Raw genomic sequence first — 15,431 nt, forward strand, 5'->3', positions numbered from 1 at the left:
CGGGGAGGAACTGCTTCGCGATTGTCTGGCTCGTGACCCTGGGCTCCTGCTTTCGCAGGAGCACTGTGGAGGGTAGAGCAGGCCGATGACCGACGAACCCGCGATTCCCGCCGCGACCGTGATCGTGATGCGCGAGAGGCCTGGCGGGGCGCCCGAGCTGCTGATGGTCGAGCGGGCGGCGGCGATGTCGTTTGCGGGCGGGGCGCTGGTGTTTCCCGGCGGGCGAGTCGATCCGGGCGATTTGGTGCTGGCCGGGCTGCACGGCGGCGATGCCGAGGAGCAGGCAGCGCGCATCGCCGCGATCCGCGAGACACTGGAGGAAGCGGGCGTCGCGGTCGGGCTCGAGCCGGCCGGCGACATGGTCGCGCTGCGGGACCGGCTCTATGCCGGCGAGCCGATGGGCGAGCTGCTCGAGGAGGCGGGCGCGGCGCTGGCGCTCGATGCGCTGGTGCCGTTTGCGCGCTGGCTGCCGGCGGGGGTGCACCACAAGGTGTTCGACACCCGCTTCTATCTGGTCCGCGCGCCCGAGGAGGCCGCGCCGCTGGTCGACGGCAACGAGAATGTCCGCCTGTTCTGGGCGAGTGCCCGCGCGGTGCTCGATGCGGCGGATGCCGGCGAGGTGCACATCATCTTCCCGACGCGGCGCAACCTCGAGCGGCTGGCGCTGTTCGGCAGCTTCGACGATGCGGTGGCCGATGCCCGGGCGCATCCGGTGCGGACGATCACGCCGTGGATCGAGGAGCGCGGCGGCGAGCGGCATCTCTGCATCCCCGACGATCTCGGCTATCCGGTCACCTCGCAGCGGCTCGACGAGGCGATCCGCGCGTGAAGGATCTGCGCCGGGCGATCTCGGCGACGATCCTGTTCGCCGTGCTGCTCGGGGGCGGACTGCTCGCCTGGGCGGCGCTGCGCGGGCGGCCGCAGGACCTGCCCTGGACGCGGCTCGACCTGAGCCAGCCGATCGGCATCTTCACCGGGCGCAAGCTTGCCGGGCTGACCGACGATTTCGCCGAATGCCGCGCGCTGCTCCGCGCGGCCGGGGTGCGCTACACGGTGCTGGCGAAGGTTGCGAGGGAGGATGCGCAGTGCGGCTATGCTGACGGCGTGCGGCTGGTGGGCGGCGGGTCGCGGGGGATCGGGTTCAGCCCGGCCAATCTCGGCACTTCCTGCCCGGTGGCGGCGGCTTTGTCGCTATGGGAATGGGAGGTGGTCCAGCCGGCGGCGCAGAAGCATTTCGGGGTGGCGGTGACGCAGATCGAGCATCTCGGCAGCTATTCGTGCCGGCGGATGTACGGGCGCAGCGCCGGGGACTGGAGCGAGCATGCGACGGCGGACGCGATCGACGTGGCGGGGTTCCGCCTGGGCGACGGGACGCGGATCAGCGTGGTGAAGGACTGGGGCGCGGGCGGGGAGAAGGCCGCGTTCCTGCGCGAGGTGCGGAGCGGTGCGTGCCGGCTGTTCTCGACCGTGCTCTCGCCCGACTACAACGCCGCGCACCGCGACCACCTGCACCTCGACGAGGCGGAGCGGGGCGAGATGGGGTGGCGGGCGTGCAGGTGAGGTTTCAATTCCTCCCTCGGAGCGCAGCTCCGGGGGAGGGGGACCGCCGGCGAAGCCGGTGGTGGAGGGGGAACATCCAGAGGCTAAATTCGAGGCGGCAGTCCGTGCGGCGGCGCCCCCTCCACCACGCCCTTCGGGCGCGGTCCCCCGCCCCCGCTTCGCGAGGGAGGAGTTTTAGTCTTCAGTTCGGCAGGGCGGCCGAGTCGACCTTTTCCACCCAGGCCGGGTAGAAGCTCGGCTGGCGGTTCGACCAGCCCGAGGCGGTCGCCGCGGCTTCGCTGATCGACTGGAGCAGCTTGCGGCGCAGCTCCGGATGGAGGTGCGGCAGCGCCGCCGCGGCGCAGAAGGCCGAGGGGAGCCACGGGCGCACTTCGGCGCCGATCAGCCGCTCGTAGAGGAAGCGGAAGGCCGAGAAGCTGGTGAGGCGGCCCTGGCTGAGGTCGAAGGCGGCGATGGCGACGAGCGGGGCCATGAACGGCTCGATCGAGTCGAGGTCGCTGTCGTCGGGCATCAGCGCGCGCACTTCCTGGAGGCGCTCATAGATATGCGCCTGGGCGCGGATGCTGGCAGCCTCGACCACGTCGCGCGACCAGCGGAGCATCGCGTCGTCGCGCTCCAGCCCGATGTCGAGCGAGCGGCGGATGTAACGCTGCGTCGCTGCGGAGAATCCCGCGAATTCCTTCATTTCGGCCAGCGTCATCGCGCCTTCTGCCGGCTTAGCCCGTGCTCCCATCGTCCAAAACTCCCACCCCAATAATTACCCTCCAGGACAGATACTGCGCCCATATGGTTAACGGGTCGCTTAACCTGTCGTCGTCCCCTGTTCATTATAGGAGACCAACCGATTCCGCGGCGCAACATGGATGCGACGAACCGAAGTCGCGCTTGTGGAAAAGCTTGCCGGGTGATGGGCTTGCGCAACGATATTGCCCATTCGTGGCCTATCCGGGTCCGGGTTCACCCTTAGGGTCCGGGAGGGTTTCGGGGAGGGGCGGCACGAAGTTCCGGGGCAAAGGTTCCCTCCGGCGGAGGGTTTTTTGCAGGTCATCGGCTCGTCGCAACGGTTCGTCGGATCGACGAGCCGCAGGGGTGTACTTCGCGCCTATACTTTGGTCAGTCGCACTCAACACCTGACTGCTTCCTGACCGGGGGGTCCATGAATTTCCGCGTTTTTGCAGCGCGTTTCGCGCTGATGGCTGTTTGCACGCTGATGATGGCCGCCCCGCAGGCGGCTTCGGCCAAGGGCCGTACCTTCTGGCAGTGCGCGCCTTACGCTCGCGAGATTTCCGGCGTGAACATCCATGGCAATGCCTGGACCTGGTGGAACCAGGCCGCGGGCCGCTACCAGCGTGGCGAGGCTCCGAAGGTCGGCTCGGTGATGTCGTTCCAGCGCACCTCGAAGATGCCGCTCGGCCATGTCGCGATGGTCAGCCAGATCGTCAGCGACCGCGAAGTGCTGCTCACCCATGCCAACTGGTCGCGCGCCGGCGGCATCGAGCGCAACGTCCGCGCGGTGGACGTGTCGGCCGCGGGCGACTGGAGCGAAGTGAAGGTGTGGTTCGCGCCGGTCGGCGGCCTCGGCACCTCGGTCTATCCGGTCAACGGCTTCATCTATTCGGACGGCGCGCCGCGCGACTTCAGCGACGACGACTTCAAGCCGTCGCTCGACCTCGACCTCAGCGACCTGATGGCCGAGGCGAAGAACGAGATGCCTGACGCGGGGTGATCGGTTCTAGAGCTTTGGAATTGGAAAAGCCCGGCAGTGCCGGGCTTTTTCGTATGTGCGCCACAATCGTCATCCCGGCAAAAGCCGGGATCTCGTGCGGCTCCTTCCCCGCGCCTTCGCCTGAGATCCCGGCTTGCGCCGGGATGACGGTTTGGGGGAGGGATGACGGTTATTTTGGCTGGAACGCCAGCGCCACGCCGTTCATGCAGTAGCGCTTGCCGGTCGGCCTCGGGCCGTCGTCGAAGACATGGCCGAGATGGCCGCCGCAGCGGCGGCAGCGGACTTCGGTGCGGCGCATGCCGAGCGAATCGTCCGCATCGGTGGCCACCGCATTGGGCAGAGGCTGCCAGAAGCTCGGCCAGCCGGTGCCGCTGTCGAACTTGGTCGTCGAGCTGAACAGGGGGAGGGCGCAGCCGGCACAGGTGAAGGTGCCGGCGCGGTGCTCCTTGTTGAGCGGGCTGGAGAAGGCGTACTCGGTCGCGCCCTGGCGCAGCACGCGATAGGCGGCGGGGCTGAGCCGCTTGCGCCATTCGGCATCGCTGAGCGTGAAAGGGAACTTCTGTGCCGCCTCGGCGGGGGCGCCGCCACAGGCTGCGGTGAAGGCGCCGAGGCCGGCGATGGCGAGGAAGCTGCGGCGGTTGGTTTCCATGTGGGGGATGTGGGGAGGAACAGGGCGACCGTCCAGACCCACATCGTCATCCCGGCGAAAGCCGGGATCTCGTGCCGTCTTGCGCCTTCGCCTGAGATCCCGGCTTTCGCCGGGATGACGATAAAGGCTCAGTAGTGCGACAGCTCCACCGCCATCTTCTTGTAGCCGTGGACGAAGCAGGCCGCGACGCGTTCGGGCTCGGCCAGCACGTTCACCCGCAGGCGGCGCCTGGCCATTTCTTCCATCAGCACGCCGATCTGCAGCTCGGCGAGGCGGGCGCCGACGCAGCGGTGGATGCCGTGGCCGAAGGCGAGGTGGCGGCGGGCATTCTCGCGGTCGACGATGATCCGGTCGGCATCCTGGAAGACGCTCTCGTCGCGATTGGCCGAGATGTACCAGAGGCCGAGCTTGTCGCCTTCGCGGATCTTGTGGCCGTCGAGCTCGGTATCCTGCGTCGCGGTGCGGCGCATATGGGCGAGCGGGGTCTGCCAGCGGATGATCTCCTGCGTGGCATTGTGGATCAGCCCGGGATTGGCCTCGAGCTTGGCGCGCTCGTCGGGGAACTGGTTGAGCCCCCAGGCATAGGCGCTCATCGAGTTGCGGGTGGTGTCGTTGCCGCCGACGATGAGCAGGATGAGGTTCCCGAGGAACTCCATCTGGTCCATGTGGCTCATCGCGTCCGAATGGATCATCATCGAGATCAGGTCGGGCCGTGGCTCCTTGCCGAGCCTGCCCTGCCAGAGATTGCCGAAATAGGCGGCGCATTCGAACAGGATCTGGCGGCGCTCCTCCTTGCGGACCGGATCCTTGGCGATCTCGATGTCGCCGGCCCAGTCGGACCAGTAGGTGAGCTTGCGGCGCTCTTCCCAGGGGAAGTCGAACAGCAGCGCCAGCATCTGGGTGGTCAGCTCGATCGAGACGCGGTCGACCCAGTCGAACTCTTCGCCAACGGGGAGCGAATCGAGGATCTCGGCGGTGCGCATGCGGATATTGTCGCTCATCCGCACCATCTCGCTCGGCGTGAAGGCGGGGGCGACGGTGCGGCGCTGGTCGGTGTGCTTGGGCCGGTCCATCGCGATGAACATCGGCATCTTGATGTCCCCCTCGGCGATGTCGGCGATGGTGATGCCACCGGCCTCGGACGAGAAGATCTCGGGCAGCGACTCGACCTGGACGAGCGGCTTGTAGGTGGCGATCGACCAGAAGGGGCCGAAGGCGGTGTGCTCGTGATAATGGATGCCACCACGGGCGCGCAGCTCGCGGAAGGGCGCATGCCAAGTATCGTCGCGGTAGAGCTCGGGGCGGCTGACGTCGAGCGGATCGACCGCCGGGGTGCCGGGAGTTCCGGTTTCGGTCGCAAGCGTAGCCATGCTGCCTCTCCTGTATTCTGGGGAGAGGGAATACCTAATTGACAGTCGTGTCAATAGTGAGAGGTGATAGGGGTGTTGCGCTCCCCTCCCTGAAAGGGAGGGGTTGGGGGTGGGTTGCGAGCGTAGCGAGCCCGGCTGGCCGGTAGCGATAAAGAAAAGGCCGGGCATCGAGCCCGACCTTTTCTAACCCACCCCTGACCCCTCCCTTTCAGGGAGGGGAATTAAGTGGTGCGGGTCAGGCCGTCGCCTCGATCTTCGTCTTGCGCTTGGGGCTGCCCGACTTGAGCACGCCGCGGCGGAAGACGCGGGCGCCGACGGTGATGATGATCGCCACCCATAGCGTCTGCCAGGCCAGCGCGAGCAGATGCGGCCAGATCGCCGGCGAACTGCCCGCCAGCCCGATCATCGCCATGGGCGAGCTGAACGGGAAGACCTGCGCCGCGATCTCGACCCAGTTGCCCGGCCGGGTCGCCGCGGCCAGCGCCAGGCCGAACATGATCATCTGGAAGATGGTGATCGGCAGCGACAGCATCTGCAGCTCGCGCTGGGTGGAGGTCAGCGCGCCGATGCTGAGGAACATGGCGCCGAGCAGCATGTAGGACATGGTGAAATAGGCGATGAACAGCAGCGCATAGGTGGGGGCGCCCAGCGCCGCGATCAGGCTGGGGAAGCCGGAGGCGATCTCGGGTGGCAGCAGCCGGGTCGCGTTGATGAGGATCGTCGCCCAGAACAGCAGGAACAGCACCGCCGCGCCGAAGGTGCCGATCAGCTTGCCGAAGAATACGCTTTCCAGCGGGACGGCGGCGGCAAGGATCTCGATCACCTTGTTCGAGCGCTCCTCGGCCATGGTGCCGACCGCCTGGCCCGAGAGGAACAGGGTGAGGAAGAAGATCGAGAACGCGCCGATCGACGCGGCCTGGCCGCGCCCGGTGGGCGAGGCCTGGCCGCGCTTGACCGCCGTCTGGGTGACGGTGGCGAGCGGCTCGGCATTGCCCAGCTTCTGGGCACGCAGGCTCTGCTCGGCGAGCTGGGTGAGGAACTGCGCCTCGCTCCAGCCGCGGCGGGCATAGAGGATCTCGGGCTTGTCGAGCGGGCCGTAGAGCACGGCGGCGGCATCGAACTTGTCGCTGTCGAAATAGGCCCGCGCTTGGGCCGCCGGATCGCCGTGCGGCGCCTCGATGGTGAGGGGCGGCGGGGCCAGTTCGCTCTTCCTGGGGAAGAGCTTGCGCAGCTGCCTGTCGGTCTCGAGCAGGGTCGGCGCCTGGGAGGGCGGGGCGATCACCACCATCTTCATCTGCGAATCGTCGCCGACGATCGACTGGGCGCCGATGCCGCCGACCGCGCCGAAGCCGATCATCAGCACCGGGGCGAACAGGAAGAGCAGGAAGGTGGGAGTGAAGACGGTGGCGGTGAAGTCGCGGCGGGCGACGGTCAGCGCCTGGCGCAGCATGCGCGAAAACTTGCTCATGCCGCTTCCTCCTCGTCCTGGTCCTTGAGGGCATCGGCACCGACGATCTTGACGAACGCATCGTGCAGGCCGGGCCGTTCGATCGACAGGCCGGAGACGCCATAGCCGCCGTCGATCAGCTTCACGAGCAGCGCCTCGATGCCGGTTGCCGGCAGGGTGAAGCGCCAGCCATCGCCCTCGCGCTCGGCGTCGGCGGGCAGCAGGCTGGCGGCGCCCTCGACATTGTGGTGCGGCGTGTAATGCGCCTTCATCGGCAGCAACGCGCGCGCCTGGTTGACCGTGCCTTCGAAGCGGACCTTGCCGCCGGCGATGATCGAGAGATGATCGCAGAGCCGTTCGGCATGCGCCATGACATGGGTGGAGAAGAGGATCGTCGCGCCGCGATCGCGCTCGGCTCGGATCAGCTTCTCGAGCTTCTCCTGGTTGACCGGATCGAGGCCGGAGAAAGGCTCGTCGAGGACGAGCAGCTGCGGCTCATGGACCACCGCGCCGAGCAGCTGGACGAGCTGCGCCATGCCCTTGGAGAGCTTGCGGATCTTCTCGTCCTTGGCATGGCCGAGCCCGGCATTGTCGAGCAGCGTATCGGCGCGCTTGCGGCCGATCGCCCAGGGCAGGCCGCGCAGGGCGCCCATGAAGGCGATCGCCTCGCGGCACTTCATGTTGGGATAGAGGCCGCGCTCCTCGGGGAGATAGCCGACCAGGTCGCTGGCGTCGCGCGGGTGGCCATAGCCGAGCATCGCGCGTTCGCCCTCGTCCGGCTCGATGATCCCGAGCAGCATGCGCAGCGTGGTGGTCTTGCCGGCGCCGTTCGGGCCGAGCACGCCATAGACCAGCCCCTTGGGCACGGCGATGTCGACCCCGTCGACGACGCGCCTGTCCCCGAAATATTTCACTAGACCTCGGGCGCTTACGGCCAATTCGCTGGTCAAATGAGTCCCTCCCTGATCGCTTTGGTGGTAGCGGGTCGGCGTGGAACAGCACAAGCCACTCGAAGCACTAATGAAGGCCAAAGCCGCCGAAATCGGCTTCGCGGCCTGCGGGATCGCGCGCGCCGATGCCGCGCCGAAGACCGCCGAGCGGCTGCGGCAATGGCTGGAGGACGGGCGCCACGGCTCGATGCTGTGGATGGAGGAGCGCGCGCATCACCGCGAGAGCCCGGCCGGGCTGTGGCCCGAGGTGCGCTCGGTGATCTCGCTGGGGATGAGCTATGCCCCGGCGCGCGATCCGCTGGCGCTGGCCGGGCATGGCGAGATCGGGCGGATCTCGACCTATGCCCAGGGCCAGGACTATCATGACGTGGTCAAGCGGCGGCTGAAGGAGCTGGCGCGCTGGCTGGTCGCCGAGGCGCCGGGGACCGACCTCAAGGTGTTCGTCGACACCGCGCCGGTGATGGAAAAACCCCTTGCGGAAGCGGCGGGGCTGGGCTGGCAGGGCAAGCACACCAATCTCGTCAGCCGCAGCCATGGCAGCTGGCTGTTCCTCGCGGCGATCTACACGACCGCGGAACTGGAACCCGATGCACGGGTGCGCACGACCTGCGGGAGCTGCGACGCGTGCCAGACGGCCTGCCCGACCGATGCGTTTCCGGCGCCGTACCAGCTCGATGCGCGGCGCTGCATCTCGTACCTGACGATCGAGCACAAGGGGCCGATCCCCGAGGAGTTCCGCGAAGGGATCGGCAACCGCATCTATGGCTGCGACGACTGCCTGGCGGTGTGCCCGTGGAACAAGTTCGCCCATGCGGCGCAGGCGAACCTGGCGTTCGTGCCGCGCGCCGAGCTGACCGCGCCGGCGCTGGCCGATCTGCTCGCGCTCGACGATGCGGGGTTCCGCGAGGTGTTCTCGGGATCGCCGATCAAGCGGATCGGGCGCGACCGGATGGTGCGCAACTGCCTGATCGCGGCGGGGAACAGCGGGGATGCGGCGCTGGTCGAGCCGGTGCGGGCGTTGCTGGGGGATGCGGACGAGACGGTGCGCGAGGCGGCGGGGTGGGCTTTGGGGAGGCTTGCGCAATAAATTCCTCCCCCAGCTTGTCTGGGGGAGGGGGACCGCCGGCCGCAGGCCGGTGGTGGAGGGGCGCGCCGGGCATCGGCGCGTTGCGCCGGCCCCTCCACCATTTGCTGCGCAAATGGTCCCCCTCCCCGAGCAAGCTCGGGGAGGAATTGAAGGGTCACCGCGCCCTTGCCCCGCTCAGTGCCGCCACACAGCTCGCCTCGTCGATCGGGCGGCCGTCGCGCTGGCGGGCGTCGACATGGGTGACCACCGGCTCGCCGCGGCTCTGCGGGTAGAGATAGGTGTCGAGCACACAGATCGGGCCGGCGAATTGCAGCTGGCGCGCGGTGCCTTCGCTCATGTCGAGCTGGGGCTTGCCGAAGCTGGCGATCAGGCGCGGGGCGGTGGCGCCCTGGACCGCAGCGAGGCCGCCGGGCAGCGGGGTGGCGGGACCCGGGGTAGGGCGGGCGCTGGGCGTGGCGCGCGCGCTCGGCACCGGCACATAGCCGGCGCGCGGCGGCGGGATCACGCCTTCGCCACCACAGGCGCCCAGCACCAGGGCCGTGATCAGGATGAGTTTCTTCATTGTGCCCGCCTCCCGCGGTGAAATGCGTGCGTGGCCATCGCGGCTCCCAGCACCGGGGCGACCAGGTTGAGGATCGGGACGAGCAGAAGCCCGGTGCCGACCGCGCCGAGCGTGAAGCGGCCGATGCTGGTCCGCCGGCGCCAGCCGCGCAGCTCGCCGCGCCGCATGTGGCGGGCCGCGACCATGTCGCCCAGGTCGCGGCCGAGCAGCCAGGAGTTGACCAGGAAGAAGGCGAGCGCGGTGCCCACGCCGGTGACCAGCAGGATCAGGTAGAGCGGCGAGAGCAGCAGGTTGATGGCGAGCAGCCGCACCGCCGAGCCGAGGCCCATCGCGATCGAGCGGCCGAGCGGCACGTCGATCGCCTGGGCATGGGCGCCGGGATAATGCTTCTTCTCGACCGCGGCGACGACCTCGTCGGCGAAGATGCCGATCACGGCGACGGCGATCGCGCGGAACATCAGCCAGTGGAAGAGGATCACCAGCAGGATCGTGGTGATGTCGGCGAACGCCTCCGAGCCGCTCCAGCCGCCGAGCCAGGCGGAGATCCCGTCGGCCAGCGCGTGCATGCCGAACCACAGGCCGATGCTCGCCGCGGCGAACAGCACCAGGGTCAGCAGCACGGACTTGACGAAGACGGCGAGTATCGGCCGGTCGAACAGCTGGCCCAGCGACAGGAAGAAGGCCTGAATCATTGCGCTATCCTTTGCCCGCTACTAGGGCGGCGGCGCAATCTTTTTGGAGCACCCATTTGACCAGCCCGACCTATGACGTCGTCGCCATCGGCAACGCGATCGTCGACATCCTCGCCCAGGCGGAGGACAGCTTCATCGAGGAGATCGGCGTGGCCAAGGGCTCGATGCAGCTGATGTTCTCGCCCGAGGAAGCCGATGCGCTCTATGCCAAGATGGGCCCGGGCCGCGAGGTTTCGGGCGGCTCGGCGAGCAACACGGTGGCGGGCCTCGCCGCGCTGGGCAGCAAGACCGCGTTCATCGGCCAGGTCGCCGACGACCAGCTCGGCGAAGTCTTCGCGCACGACCTGCGCGCCGCCGGCGTGCATTTCGACACCGCGGTCCGCCCCGGCCAGCCGACCACCGCGCGCTGCCTGATCTTCGTGACGCCGGACGGCCAGCGCACGATGAACACCTTCCTCGGCGCCTCGCAGTTCCTGCCGGCCTCGGCGCTCGACGAGACTCTGATCGCCAGCGGCGCGATCCTCTATCTCGAAGGCTATCTGTGGGATCCGGAGGAGCCGCGCGCCGCGATGCGCAAGGCGATCGAGATCGCGCGGGCGAATGGCCGCAAGGTCGCCTTCACGCTTTCGGACGTATTCTGCATCTCGCGCCACGGCGACGATTTCCGCAAGCTGATCGAGGACGGGATGATCGACATCCTGTTCGCCAACGAGAACGAGCTGCTCGCGCTGTGCGAGCATGAGGATTTCGAGGCGGCGGTGCAGCACATCCACGGCAAGGTGCCGGTGCTGGTCGTCACCCGCAGCGAGAATGGCGCGATGGCGCTGGTCGGCGACGAGCGCGTCGAGGTCCCGGCCGAGCCGATCGCGCGGCTGGTCGACACCACGGGCGCGGGCGACAGCTTCGCCGCAGGCTTCCTCCACGGCCAGGCCCAGGGCCGCTCGGTGAAGGACTCGCTGCGCCTGGGCGCGCTGTGCGCCGCCGAGATCATCCAGCATTACGGCGCGCGCGCTGAGGTGGACCTGAAGGCGCTGGCGGCCGAGAAGCTGGGCTGAGCGGCTAAAAACCCCTCCCCTGAAGGGGAGGGGCTTTGAATAGAAAAAGGGCCGGAGGATCGCTCCTCCGGCCCTTTTCTCATGCCCGGAAGCCGGCGCCCTCAGTGGGTGCCGGGGACCGGCGGGTCCAGTTCCTCATAGGCTTCATGCTCGGGCACATCGACGATGCCGCGGCCGACATGGCTGCGCGAGCGGCTGTAGCCGAAATAGACCAGCAGGCCGATCGCCGCCCAGATCAGGAAGAGGATGATGCTCTTGTGATCGAGGCTGACGAACAGATAGAGGCAGCCCAGGATCGCGATCGGCGCGGTGATGTATACCAGCGGCGTCTTGAACGGGCGCTTGCGGGTCGGGTCGGTCTTGCGGATCACCATCACCGCGATCGAGACCGCGGCGAACGCGAACAGCGTGCCCGAGTTGGAGATGTTGGCGAGCTGGCCGACCGGGAAGAAGGCTGCGAACAGCGCCACCGCGATGCCGGTGATGATCGTGATCACATGTGGCGTGTTGAACTTGGGGTGGATCTTCGAGAAGGCGGCGGGGAGCAGGCCGTCGCGGCTCATCACGAAGAAGATGCGGGTCTGGCCGAACATCATCATCAGGATGACCGAGGGCAGCGCCAGGCCGGCGGCGAGGCCGAGCAGGTTGCCGATCTGGGGCCAGCCGATCTCGCGCAGGGTGAACGCCAGCGCTTCCTTCGAGCAGACGACGTCCTTGAAGCCTTCGGCGGCGCGGGTGGCGCACTGGGCGGCCAGCTCGCGGCTGCCCGGCTCGAGCGCATGGCCCGCGGCGTCCATCACCGGCTGGGTGCTGAGGCCCGGGGCGCCGATCACGCCGGCGGCGACGAGCAGGTAGAAGATGGTGCAGATGGCGAGCGAGCCGATCAGGCCGATCGGCATGTTGCGCTGCGGGTTCTTGGTCTCCTCGGCCGCGGTCGAGACCGCGTCGAAGCCGACATAGGCGAAAAAGATCGACGCCGCCGCCATGGAGACGCCGATCACGCCCGTCGGCGCGAAGGGAGAGAACTGCGCGCTGTTCATCACCGGCACCGCCAGGATGATGAACACGGTGAGCGCGGTGATCTTGATCGTGACCAGGATGGCGTTGACCGTGGCGCTCTCCTTGGTGCCGATGACCAGCAGCCAGGTGACCAGCGCGGCGATCAGCATCGCGGGCAGGTTGATCAGGCCGCCATCGAACGGTCCGGTGACCAGCGAGGCGGGTATGTCGACATGGAAAGTATGCTCGATCAGGCCGATCACATAGCCGGACCAGCCGACCGAGACCGCGCCCGCGGCGACCGCATATTCGAGGATCAGGGCCCAGCCGACCATCCAGGCGATCAGCTCGCCCATCACGGCATAGCTATAGGTATAGGCCGAGCCCGAGACCGGGACCATCGAGGCCATTTCGGCGTAGCAGAGCGCGGCGAAGGCGCAGACCACGCCGGCGATGATGAACGAGATCATCATGCCGGGGCCGGCTTTCTGCGCGGCTTCGGCGGTGAGAACGAAAATGCCGGTGCCGATCACCGCGCCGATGCCGAGCATGGTGAGCTGAAACGCTCCCAGTGACCGGTGGAGCGATTTTTTCTCGGCGGTGGCCAGGATGGCATCGAGTGGCTTTACGCGCCCGAAGATCATGGATGGTCCCCTCTACGGCGGTGTATCCCGCCGCCCCGTTTGGATGAAAGCGCGGAGCCTAGCCGCAAAACCGGTGGAGGCAATGCTTTAGTGGCCGAAAGCGCGGCTTTAGCGCAGGAAAGCGTCGAGCCGTGGTAGGCTGGCGCACGGAAACCTGCGAAACGGCGGCGCCATGGCAGGTTTCCGGCGCCGGGATCAGTGCGGCGTGGCCCTCGAGAAGAGGTTCATCACCAGAACGCCGGCGATGATCAGCGCCATGCCGAGCAGGGCCGGCAGGTCGAGCTTCTGCCCCTGGAACAGCCAGGCGATCGTAGCGATCAGCACGATGCCGACGCCCGACCAGATCGCATAGGCGATGCCGGTCGGTATCTCGCGCAGGGTGAGCGAGAGGAAATAGAAGGCGATCGCATAGCCGAGGATCGTGACCGCCGAGGGGATCAGCCGGGTGAACCCCTCGGACTGTTTCATGAACGAGGTCGCGGTGACCTCGGCGACGATCGCGACGGCGAGGTTGAGATAGCGCACCCGCTCAGCGCGACAGCATCGGACCGAGCTGGCGGCCGGCGAAGAGATGGACGTGGAGGTGCGGCACCTCCTGGTGCGCATTGGTGCCGGTATTGGCGAGCAGCCGGTAGCCGGGCTTCACCAGGCCAGCCTCGCGCGCGACATGGCCGACGGCGCGGACGAAGCCGGCGATCTCGGCGTCGCTCGCCTTGGCCGAAAAATCGTCCCACGAGACATAGGGGCCCTTGGGGATCACCAGGATGTGATGCGGCGCCTGCGGGTTGATGTCGTGGAAGGCGAGGGCGAATTCGTCCTCGAAAACCTTCTTCGACGGGATCTCGCCGCGCAGGATCTTCGCGAAGACGTTCTGGTCGTCATAGGGCTGGGTGGCGTCGATGGGCATCAGGCTTCTCCTGCGAGATCCAGGGCCAGGGCGCGGATGCGCGGCCGCAATATATTGACGAAGTCATTGGTGCGAGCGCGCAGCCAGGCAAGTGCTGCCTCGCGATTGGCCGGATCGTTTAAGGGGCCAACACGCAGCTTGTCGATCAGCCGCGGCTTGCCCTTGTTATCGATGAACTGCGCCGTGCCGCCTAGTTCGTCCAGCACCACGTCGCGGTCCTCGGCGATCGCGTGCGCGACACGTTCGCCAAGCGTATCGTGGTGATAGGACAGGAATATCCCGACTTCACCGAGCGACATGTCACGATAGACGGTCAGCCAGCTGACGCCGCGAGGTACCGGCATGGAGAGCGTGGTGTAGCCCATCCTGGGTGGTTTGCCGACCGGCTGCTCGAGATCGTCGAGAACGAGCCTTTCCTGGAAATCGGTCCAGAATTGCTGCCGTTCCGCGGCCATGGCGGCCGCATCCGGATCGATTTCCCGGGCGGCGGTCGGCTCCTGTGGATCGACCACGATCATATCATCCGGTGCAACGATGACGTGACGTTCGATGAGATGGGTACGGGCTAGGACGCGGGGTACTACGAGACGAGCACCGTCCGGTGCCAAGTAGATCGGCATCTCGACCAGCCCGAGCGAGAAGTGCGCCCCCGCGTGGCGCTGAAGATATTCCGCGATCGCTTCCACGCCTTCACGGATGCCATCGCCTACGATCAGGAGCAGGAATCTGCCCCGGCGAAGATTCTGCGTGAGCGCATCGTTGAACGCGATCTCGTTTATCTCATGCCCTGCTTCCCGAAGAATCTGGAGCAACGGGCCGTCCTCGCGATCGGTACGAACGGCGACTTCGCGGTGGATGTCGGCCGAAGACCAGCGGCTCAGTTCCTTGGCATAGTCGAGGATCTGGCCGACGACCTTTCGCCGCCCCTCTGGATTGCGCCACAGCTTACATTCGACAAGCACCGGCATGCCGCCCGGGGTCACCAGAAAATTGTCGATGGCGCCGGCGTTGGTGCGGAGTTCGGTACAGATCGGCACCGCGCCGACAAAGGCGGAATCGATCTCGGCGATCGGCAGGCATTGCGGATAGGCATGGACGAGCGCCTGGATGTCCGCTTCGCTGACCTGACCGGGGCCGCCGTCGAACGAAAGCGGCTGCAGCGCCACGGTTTCCCCGCTGGCGGGGAGCAGCACCGGCGTTGCGTGCTGCCGGCTCATGCCGGGCGACTGGCCTTTTCCTCGATTCCCGAAACCCCTTCGCGGCGGGCCAGTTCGGCGCGGATGTCGTCCAACCCCAAGCCGGCATCGGCGAGCAGCACGAGCAGGTGGAAGACGAGGTCGGCGGCTTCCTTGGTCAGCTCCTCGCGGTCGTCCTGGATCGCGGCGATCACCGTCTCGGTCGCTTCCTCGCCCAGCTTCTGCGCGATCTTGGCGCGGCCGCGATGCGTGAGCTTGGCGACATAGGAGCTGTCCGGGCTCGCGGTGCGGCGCGCGCGGATGGTCTGTTCGAGGATGTCGAGCGGATCGGCCATGGCTCCCGGCTGCGGGAGGCGCGCGCCGCTGTCAATCCTGCGCCGTCAGTCTTTGGGCGATGTCTTGCGGAAGCGGGCGCGCAGCTGGCGGCGGACGAACCAGATGCCGCCGGCGGCACAGGCGGCGAGCGCCAGGTCCGACAGCTCGGGCATCGAGCGGCTGCCCGCGCGGCCGGTATGCGGCGGCTCGTCGGCGGCGAAGGCCGGGATCGCGGCGAGCAGGGCCAGGGGCAGGAGAGCGGTGCGCATGGG

Annotated in this window: 18 protein-coding genes; 5 read left to right on the forward strand and 13 right to left on the reverse strand. The window is 67.6% G+C overall.

What is annotated here, in order from left to right; translation table 11 throughout:
• The first annotated feature begins 85 nt into the window (after nucleotides 1-85).
• Together ACEN8G_RS03065 and ACEN8G_RS03070 are read left to right on the forward strand one after the other, a co-directional pair.
• Entirely contained in the window at nucleotides 86-829 is a 744-nt protein-coding gene (locus tag ACEN8G_RS03065; RefSeq protein ID WP_413419169.1) for an NUDIX hydrolase, read from the forward strand.
• Nucleotides 826-1,560, forward strand: a complete 735-nt coding sequence (locus ACEN8G_RS03070) for an extensin family protein (RefSeq protein WP_413740726.1) — start codon at nucleotides 826-828, stop codon at nucleotides 1,558-1,560. Before ACEN8G_RS03065 ends, ACEN8G_RS03070 begins: the two co-directional genes overlap by 4 nt.
• 181 nt (nucleotides 1,561-1,741) lie before the next feature.
• On the opposite strand, the gene ACEN8G_RS03075 is transcribed toward ACEN8G_RS03070, so the two are convergent.
• Nucleotides 1,742-2,293 (reverse strand): hypothetical protein, encoded by a 552-nt coding sequence (locus ACEN8G_RS03075; RefSeq protein ID WP_307117917.1) that lies wholly within the window; start codon nucleotides 2,291-2,293, stop codon nucleotides 1,742-1,744.
• 423 nt (nucleotides 2,294-2,716) lie between these two features.
• Between ACEN8G_RS03075 and ACEN8G_RS03080 the strand changes: the two genes are divergently transcribed.
• Nucleotides 2,717-3,286, forward strand: coding sequence for a CHAP domain-containing protein (locus ACEN8G_RS03080; protein WP_413418631.1), 570 nt, complete (start codon nucleotides 2,717-2,719; stop codon nucleotides 3,284-3,286).
• 169 nt (nucleotides 3,287-3,455) lie between these two features.
• Here ACEN8G_RS03080 and msrB read toward each other — a convergent pair whose 3' ends face one another.
• The 4 genes from msrB to ACEN8G_RS03100 all read right to left on the reverse strand — a co-directional run bounded on the left by msrB (nucleotide 3,456) and on the right by ACEN8G_RS03100 (nucleotide 7,666).
• On the reverse strand, nucleotides 3,456-3,935 hold the full coding sequence (gene msrB, locus ACEN8G_RS03085) for a peptide-methionine (R)-S-oxide reductase MsrB (protein ID WP_413418633.1): 480 nt from the start codon (nucleotides 3,933-3,935) through the stop codon (nucleotides 3,456-3,458).
• Between the two features lie 128 nt (nucleotides 3,936-4,063).
• Nucleotides 4,064-5,305, reverse strand: a complete 1,242-nt coding sequence (locus ACEN8G_RS03090) for a cytochrome P450 (RefSeq protein ID WP_413418635.1) — start codon at nucleotides 5,303-5,305, stop codon at nucleotides 4,064-4,066.
• Between the two features lie 235 nt (nucleotides 5,306-5,540).
• Entirely contained in the window at nucleotides 5,541-6,773 is a 1,233-nt protein-coding gene (locus ACEN8G_RS03095) for an ABC transporter permease (protein WP_413740727.1), read from the reverse strand.
• Nucleotides 6,770-7,666 (reverse strand): ABC transporter ATP-binding protein, encoded by an 897-nt coding sequence (locus ACEN8G_RS03100; protein WP_413418639.1) that lies wholly within the window; start codon nucleotides 7,664-7,666, stop codon nucleotides 6,770-6,772. Before ACEN8G_RS03100 ends, ACEN8G_RS03095 begins: the two co-directional genes overlap by 4 nt.
• Nucleotides 7,667-7,772: 106 nt before the next feature.
• Between ACEN8G_RS03100 and queG the strand changes: the two genes are divergently transcribed.
• Complete coding sequence (queG, locus tag ACEN8G_RS03105; protein WP_413418641.1) at nucleotides 7,773-8,789, forward strand: tRNA epoxyqueuosine(34) reductase QueG; 1,017 nt, start codon at nucleotides 7,773-7,775, stop codon at nucleotides 8,787-8,789.
• A gap of 154 nt (nucleotides 8,790-8,943) precedes the next feature.
• Here the strand turns inward: queG and ACEN8G_RS03110 are convergent, their stop codons facing one another.
• On the reverse strand, nucleotides 8,944-9,351 hold the full coding sequence (locus tag ACEN8G_RS03110) for a hypothetical protein (RefSeq protein WP_413740728.1): 408 nt from the start codon (nucleotides 9,349-9,351) through the stop codon (nucleotides 8,944-8,946).
• Nucleotides 9,348-10,043 carry an EI24 domain-containing protein gene (locus ACEN8G_RS03115; RefSeq protein ID WP_413740729.1) on the reverse strand — a complete coding sequence of 232 codons (696 nt, stop codon included), beginning with the start codon at nucleotides 10,041-10,043 and terminating at the stop codon, nucleotides 9,348-9,350. Before ACEN8G_RS03115 ends, ACEN8G_RS03110 begins: the two co-directional genes overlap by 4 nt.
• 56 nt (nucleotides 10,044-10,099) lie before the next feature.
• Between ACEN8G_RS03115 and ACEN8G_RS03120 the strand changes: the two genes are divergently transcribed.
• Nucleotides 10,100-11,098 carry an adenosine kinase gene (locus ACEN8G_RS03120; RefSeq protein ID WP_413418686.1) on the forward strand — a complete coding sequence of 333 codons (999 nt, stop codon included), beginning with the start codon at nucleotides 10,100-10,102 and terminating at the stop codon, nucleotides 11,096-11,098.
• A 101-nt stretch (nucleotides 11,099-11,199) separates the two neighbouring features.
• Here ACEN8G_RS03120 and ACEN8G_RS03125 read toward each other — a convergent pair whose 3' ends face one another.
• The 6 genes from ACEN8G_RS03125 to ACEN8G_RS03150 all read right to left on the reverse strand — a co-directional run bounded on the left by ACEN8G_RS03125 (nucleotide 11,200) and on the right by ACEN8G_RS03150 (nucleotide 15,428).
• Complete coding sequence (locus ACEN8G_RS03125) at nucleotides 11,200-12,741, reverse strand: amino acid permease (protein ID WP_413418688.1); 1,542 nt, start codon at nucleotides 12,739-12,741, stop codon at nucleotides 11,200-11,202.
• A 195-nt stretch (nucleotides 12,742-12,936) separates the two neighbouring features.
• Nucleotides 12,937-13,266, reverse strand: a complete 330-nt coding sequence (locus ACEN8G_RS03130) for an SMR family transporter (RefSeq protein ID WP_413418690.1) — start codon at nucleotides 13,264-13,266, stop codon at nucleotides 12,937-12,939.
• A gap of 4 nt (nucleotides 13,267-13,270) precedes the next feature.
• Nucleotides 13,271-13,648, reverse strand: a complete 378-nt coding sequence (locus ACEN8G_RS03135) for a histidine triad nucleotide-binding protein (RefSeq protein WP_413418692.1) — start codon at nucleotides 13,646-13,648, stop codon at nucleotides 13,271-13,273.
• Nucleotides 13,648-14,865 carry a hypothetical protein gene (locus ACEN8G_RS03140; RefSeq protein ID WP_413418694.1) on the reverse strand — a complete coding sequence of 406 codons (1,218 nt, stop codon included), beginning with the start codon at nucleotides 14,863-14,865 and terminating at the stop codon, nucleotides 13,648-13,650. The genes ACEN8G_RS03135 and ACEN8G_RS03140 overlap by 1 nt, the downstream gene beginning before the upstream one ends.
• Entirely contained in the window at nucleotides 14,862-15,179 is a 318-nt protein-coding gene (locus ACEN8G_RS03145) for a phosphoribosyl-ATP diphosphatase (RefSeq protein WP_307117931.1), read from the reverse strand. The genes ACEN8G_RS03140 and ACEN8G_RS03145 overlap by 4 nt, the downstream gene beginning before the upstream one ends.
• Before the next feature lie 45 nt (nucleotides 15,180-15,224).
• Nucleotides 15,225-15,428, reverse strand: coding sequence for a hypothetical protein (locus tag ACEN8G_RS03150; RefSeq protein ID WP_307117932.1), 204 nt, complete (start codon nucleotides 15,426-15,428; stop codon nucleotides 15,225-15,227).
• Nucleotides 15,429-15,431 lie beyond the last annotated feature (3 nt).

Source organism: Sphingomonas sp. Sphisp66, from assembly GCF_047324325.1.
In the GTDB taxonomy this organism is placed as follows: Bacteria; Pseudomonadota; Alphaproteobacteria; order Sphingomonadales; family Sphingomonadaceae; genus Sphingomonas.

What these genes read in the sequence shown, in the direction of transcription:
- ACEN8G_RS03080 (WP_413418631.1), top strand. Translation starts at nt 2,717, where the DNA reads ATGAATTTCCGCGTTTTTGCAGCGCGTTTCGCGCTGATGGCTGTTTGC.
- msrB (WP_413418633.1), bottom strand. Translation starts at nt 3,935, where the DNA reads ATGGAAACCAACCGCCGCAGCTTCCTCGCCATCGCCGGCCTCGGCGCC.
- ACEN8G_RS03095 (WP_413740727.1), bottom strand. Translation starts at nt 6,773, where the DNA reads ATGAGCAAGTTTTCGCGCATGCTGCGCCAGGCGCTGACCGTCGCCCGC.
- ACEN8G_RS03150 (WP_307117932.1), bottom strand. Translation starts at nt 15,428, where the DNA reads ATGCGCACCGCTCTCCTGCCCCTGGCCCTGCTCGCCGCGATCCCGGCC.
- queG (WP_413418641.1), top strand. Translation starts at nt 7,773, where the DNA reads ATGAAGGCCAAAGCCGCCGAAATCGGCTTCGCGGCCTGCGGGATCGCG.
- ACEN8G_RS03065 (WP_413419169.1), top strand. Translation starts at nt 86, where the DNA reads ATGACCGACGAACCCGCGATTCCCGCCGCGACCGTGATCGTGATGCGC.
- ACEN8G_RS03140 (WP_413418694.1), bottom strand. Translation starts at nt 14,865, where the DNA reads ATGAGCCGGCAGCACGCAACGCCGGTGCTGCTCCCCGCCAGCGGGGAA.
- ACEN8G_RS03125 (WP_413418688.1), bottom strand. Translation starts at nt 12,741, where the DNA reads ATGATCTTCGGGCGCGTAAAGCCACTCGATGCCATCCTGGCCACCGCC.
- ACEN8G_RS03145 (WP_307117931.1), bottom strand. Translation starts at nt 15,179, where the DNA reads ATGGCCGATCCGCTCGACATCCTCGAACAGACCATCCGCGCGCGCCGC.
- ACEN8G_RS03115 (WP_413740729.1), bottom strand. Translation starts at nt 10,043, where the DNA reads ATGATTCAGGCCTTCTTCCTGTCGCTGGGCCAGCTGTTCGACCGGCCG.
- ACEN8G_RS03090 (WP_413418635.1), bottom strand. Translation starts at nt 5,305, where the DNA reads ATGGCTACGCTTGCGACCGAAACCGGAACTCCCGGCACCCCGGCGGTC.
- ACEN8G_RS03110 (WP_413740728.1), bottom strand. Translation starts at nt 9,351, where the DNA reads ATGAAGAAACTCATCCTGATCACGGCCCTGGTGCTGGGCGCCTGTGGT.
- ACEN8G_RS03075 (WP_307117917.1), bottom strand. Translation starts at nt 2,293, where the DNA reads ATGGGAGCACGGGCTAAGCCGGCAGAAGGCGCGATGACGCTGGCCGAA.
- ACEN8G_RS03135 (WP_413418692.1), bottom strand. Translation starts at nt 13,648, where the DNA reads ATGCCCATCGACGCCACCCAGCCCTATGACGACCAGAACGTCTTCGCG.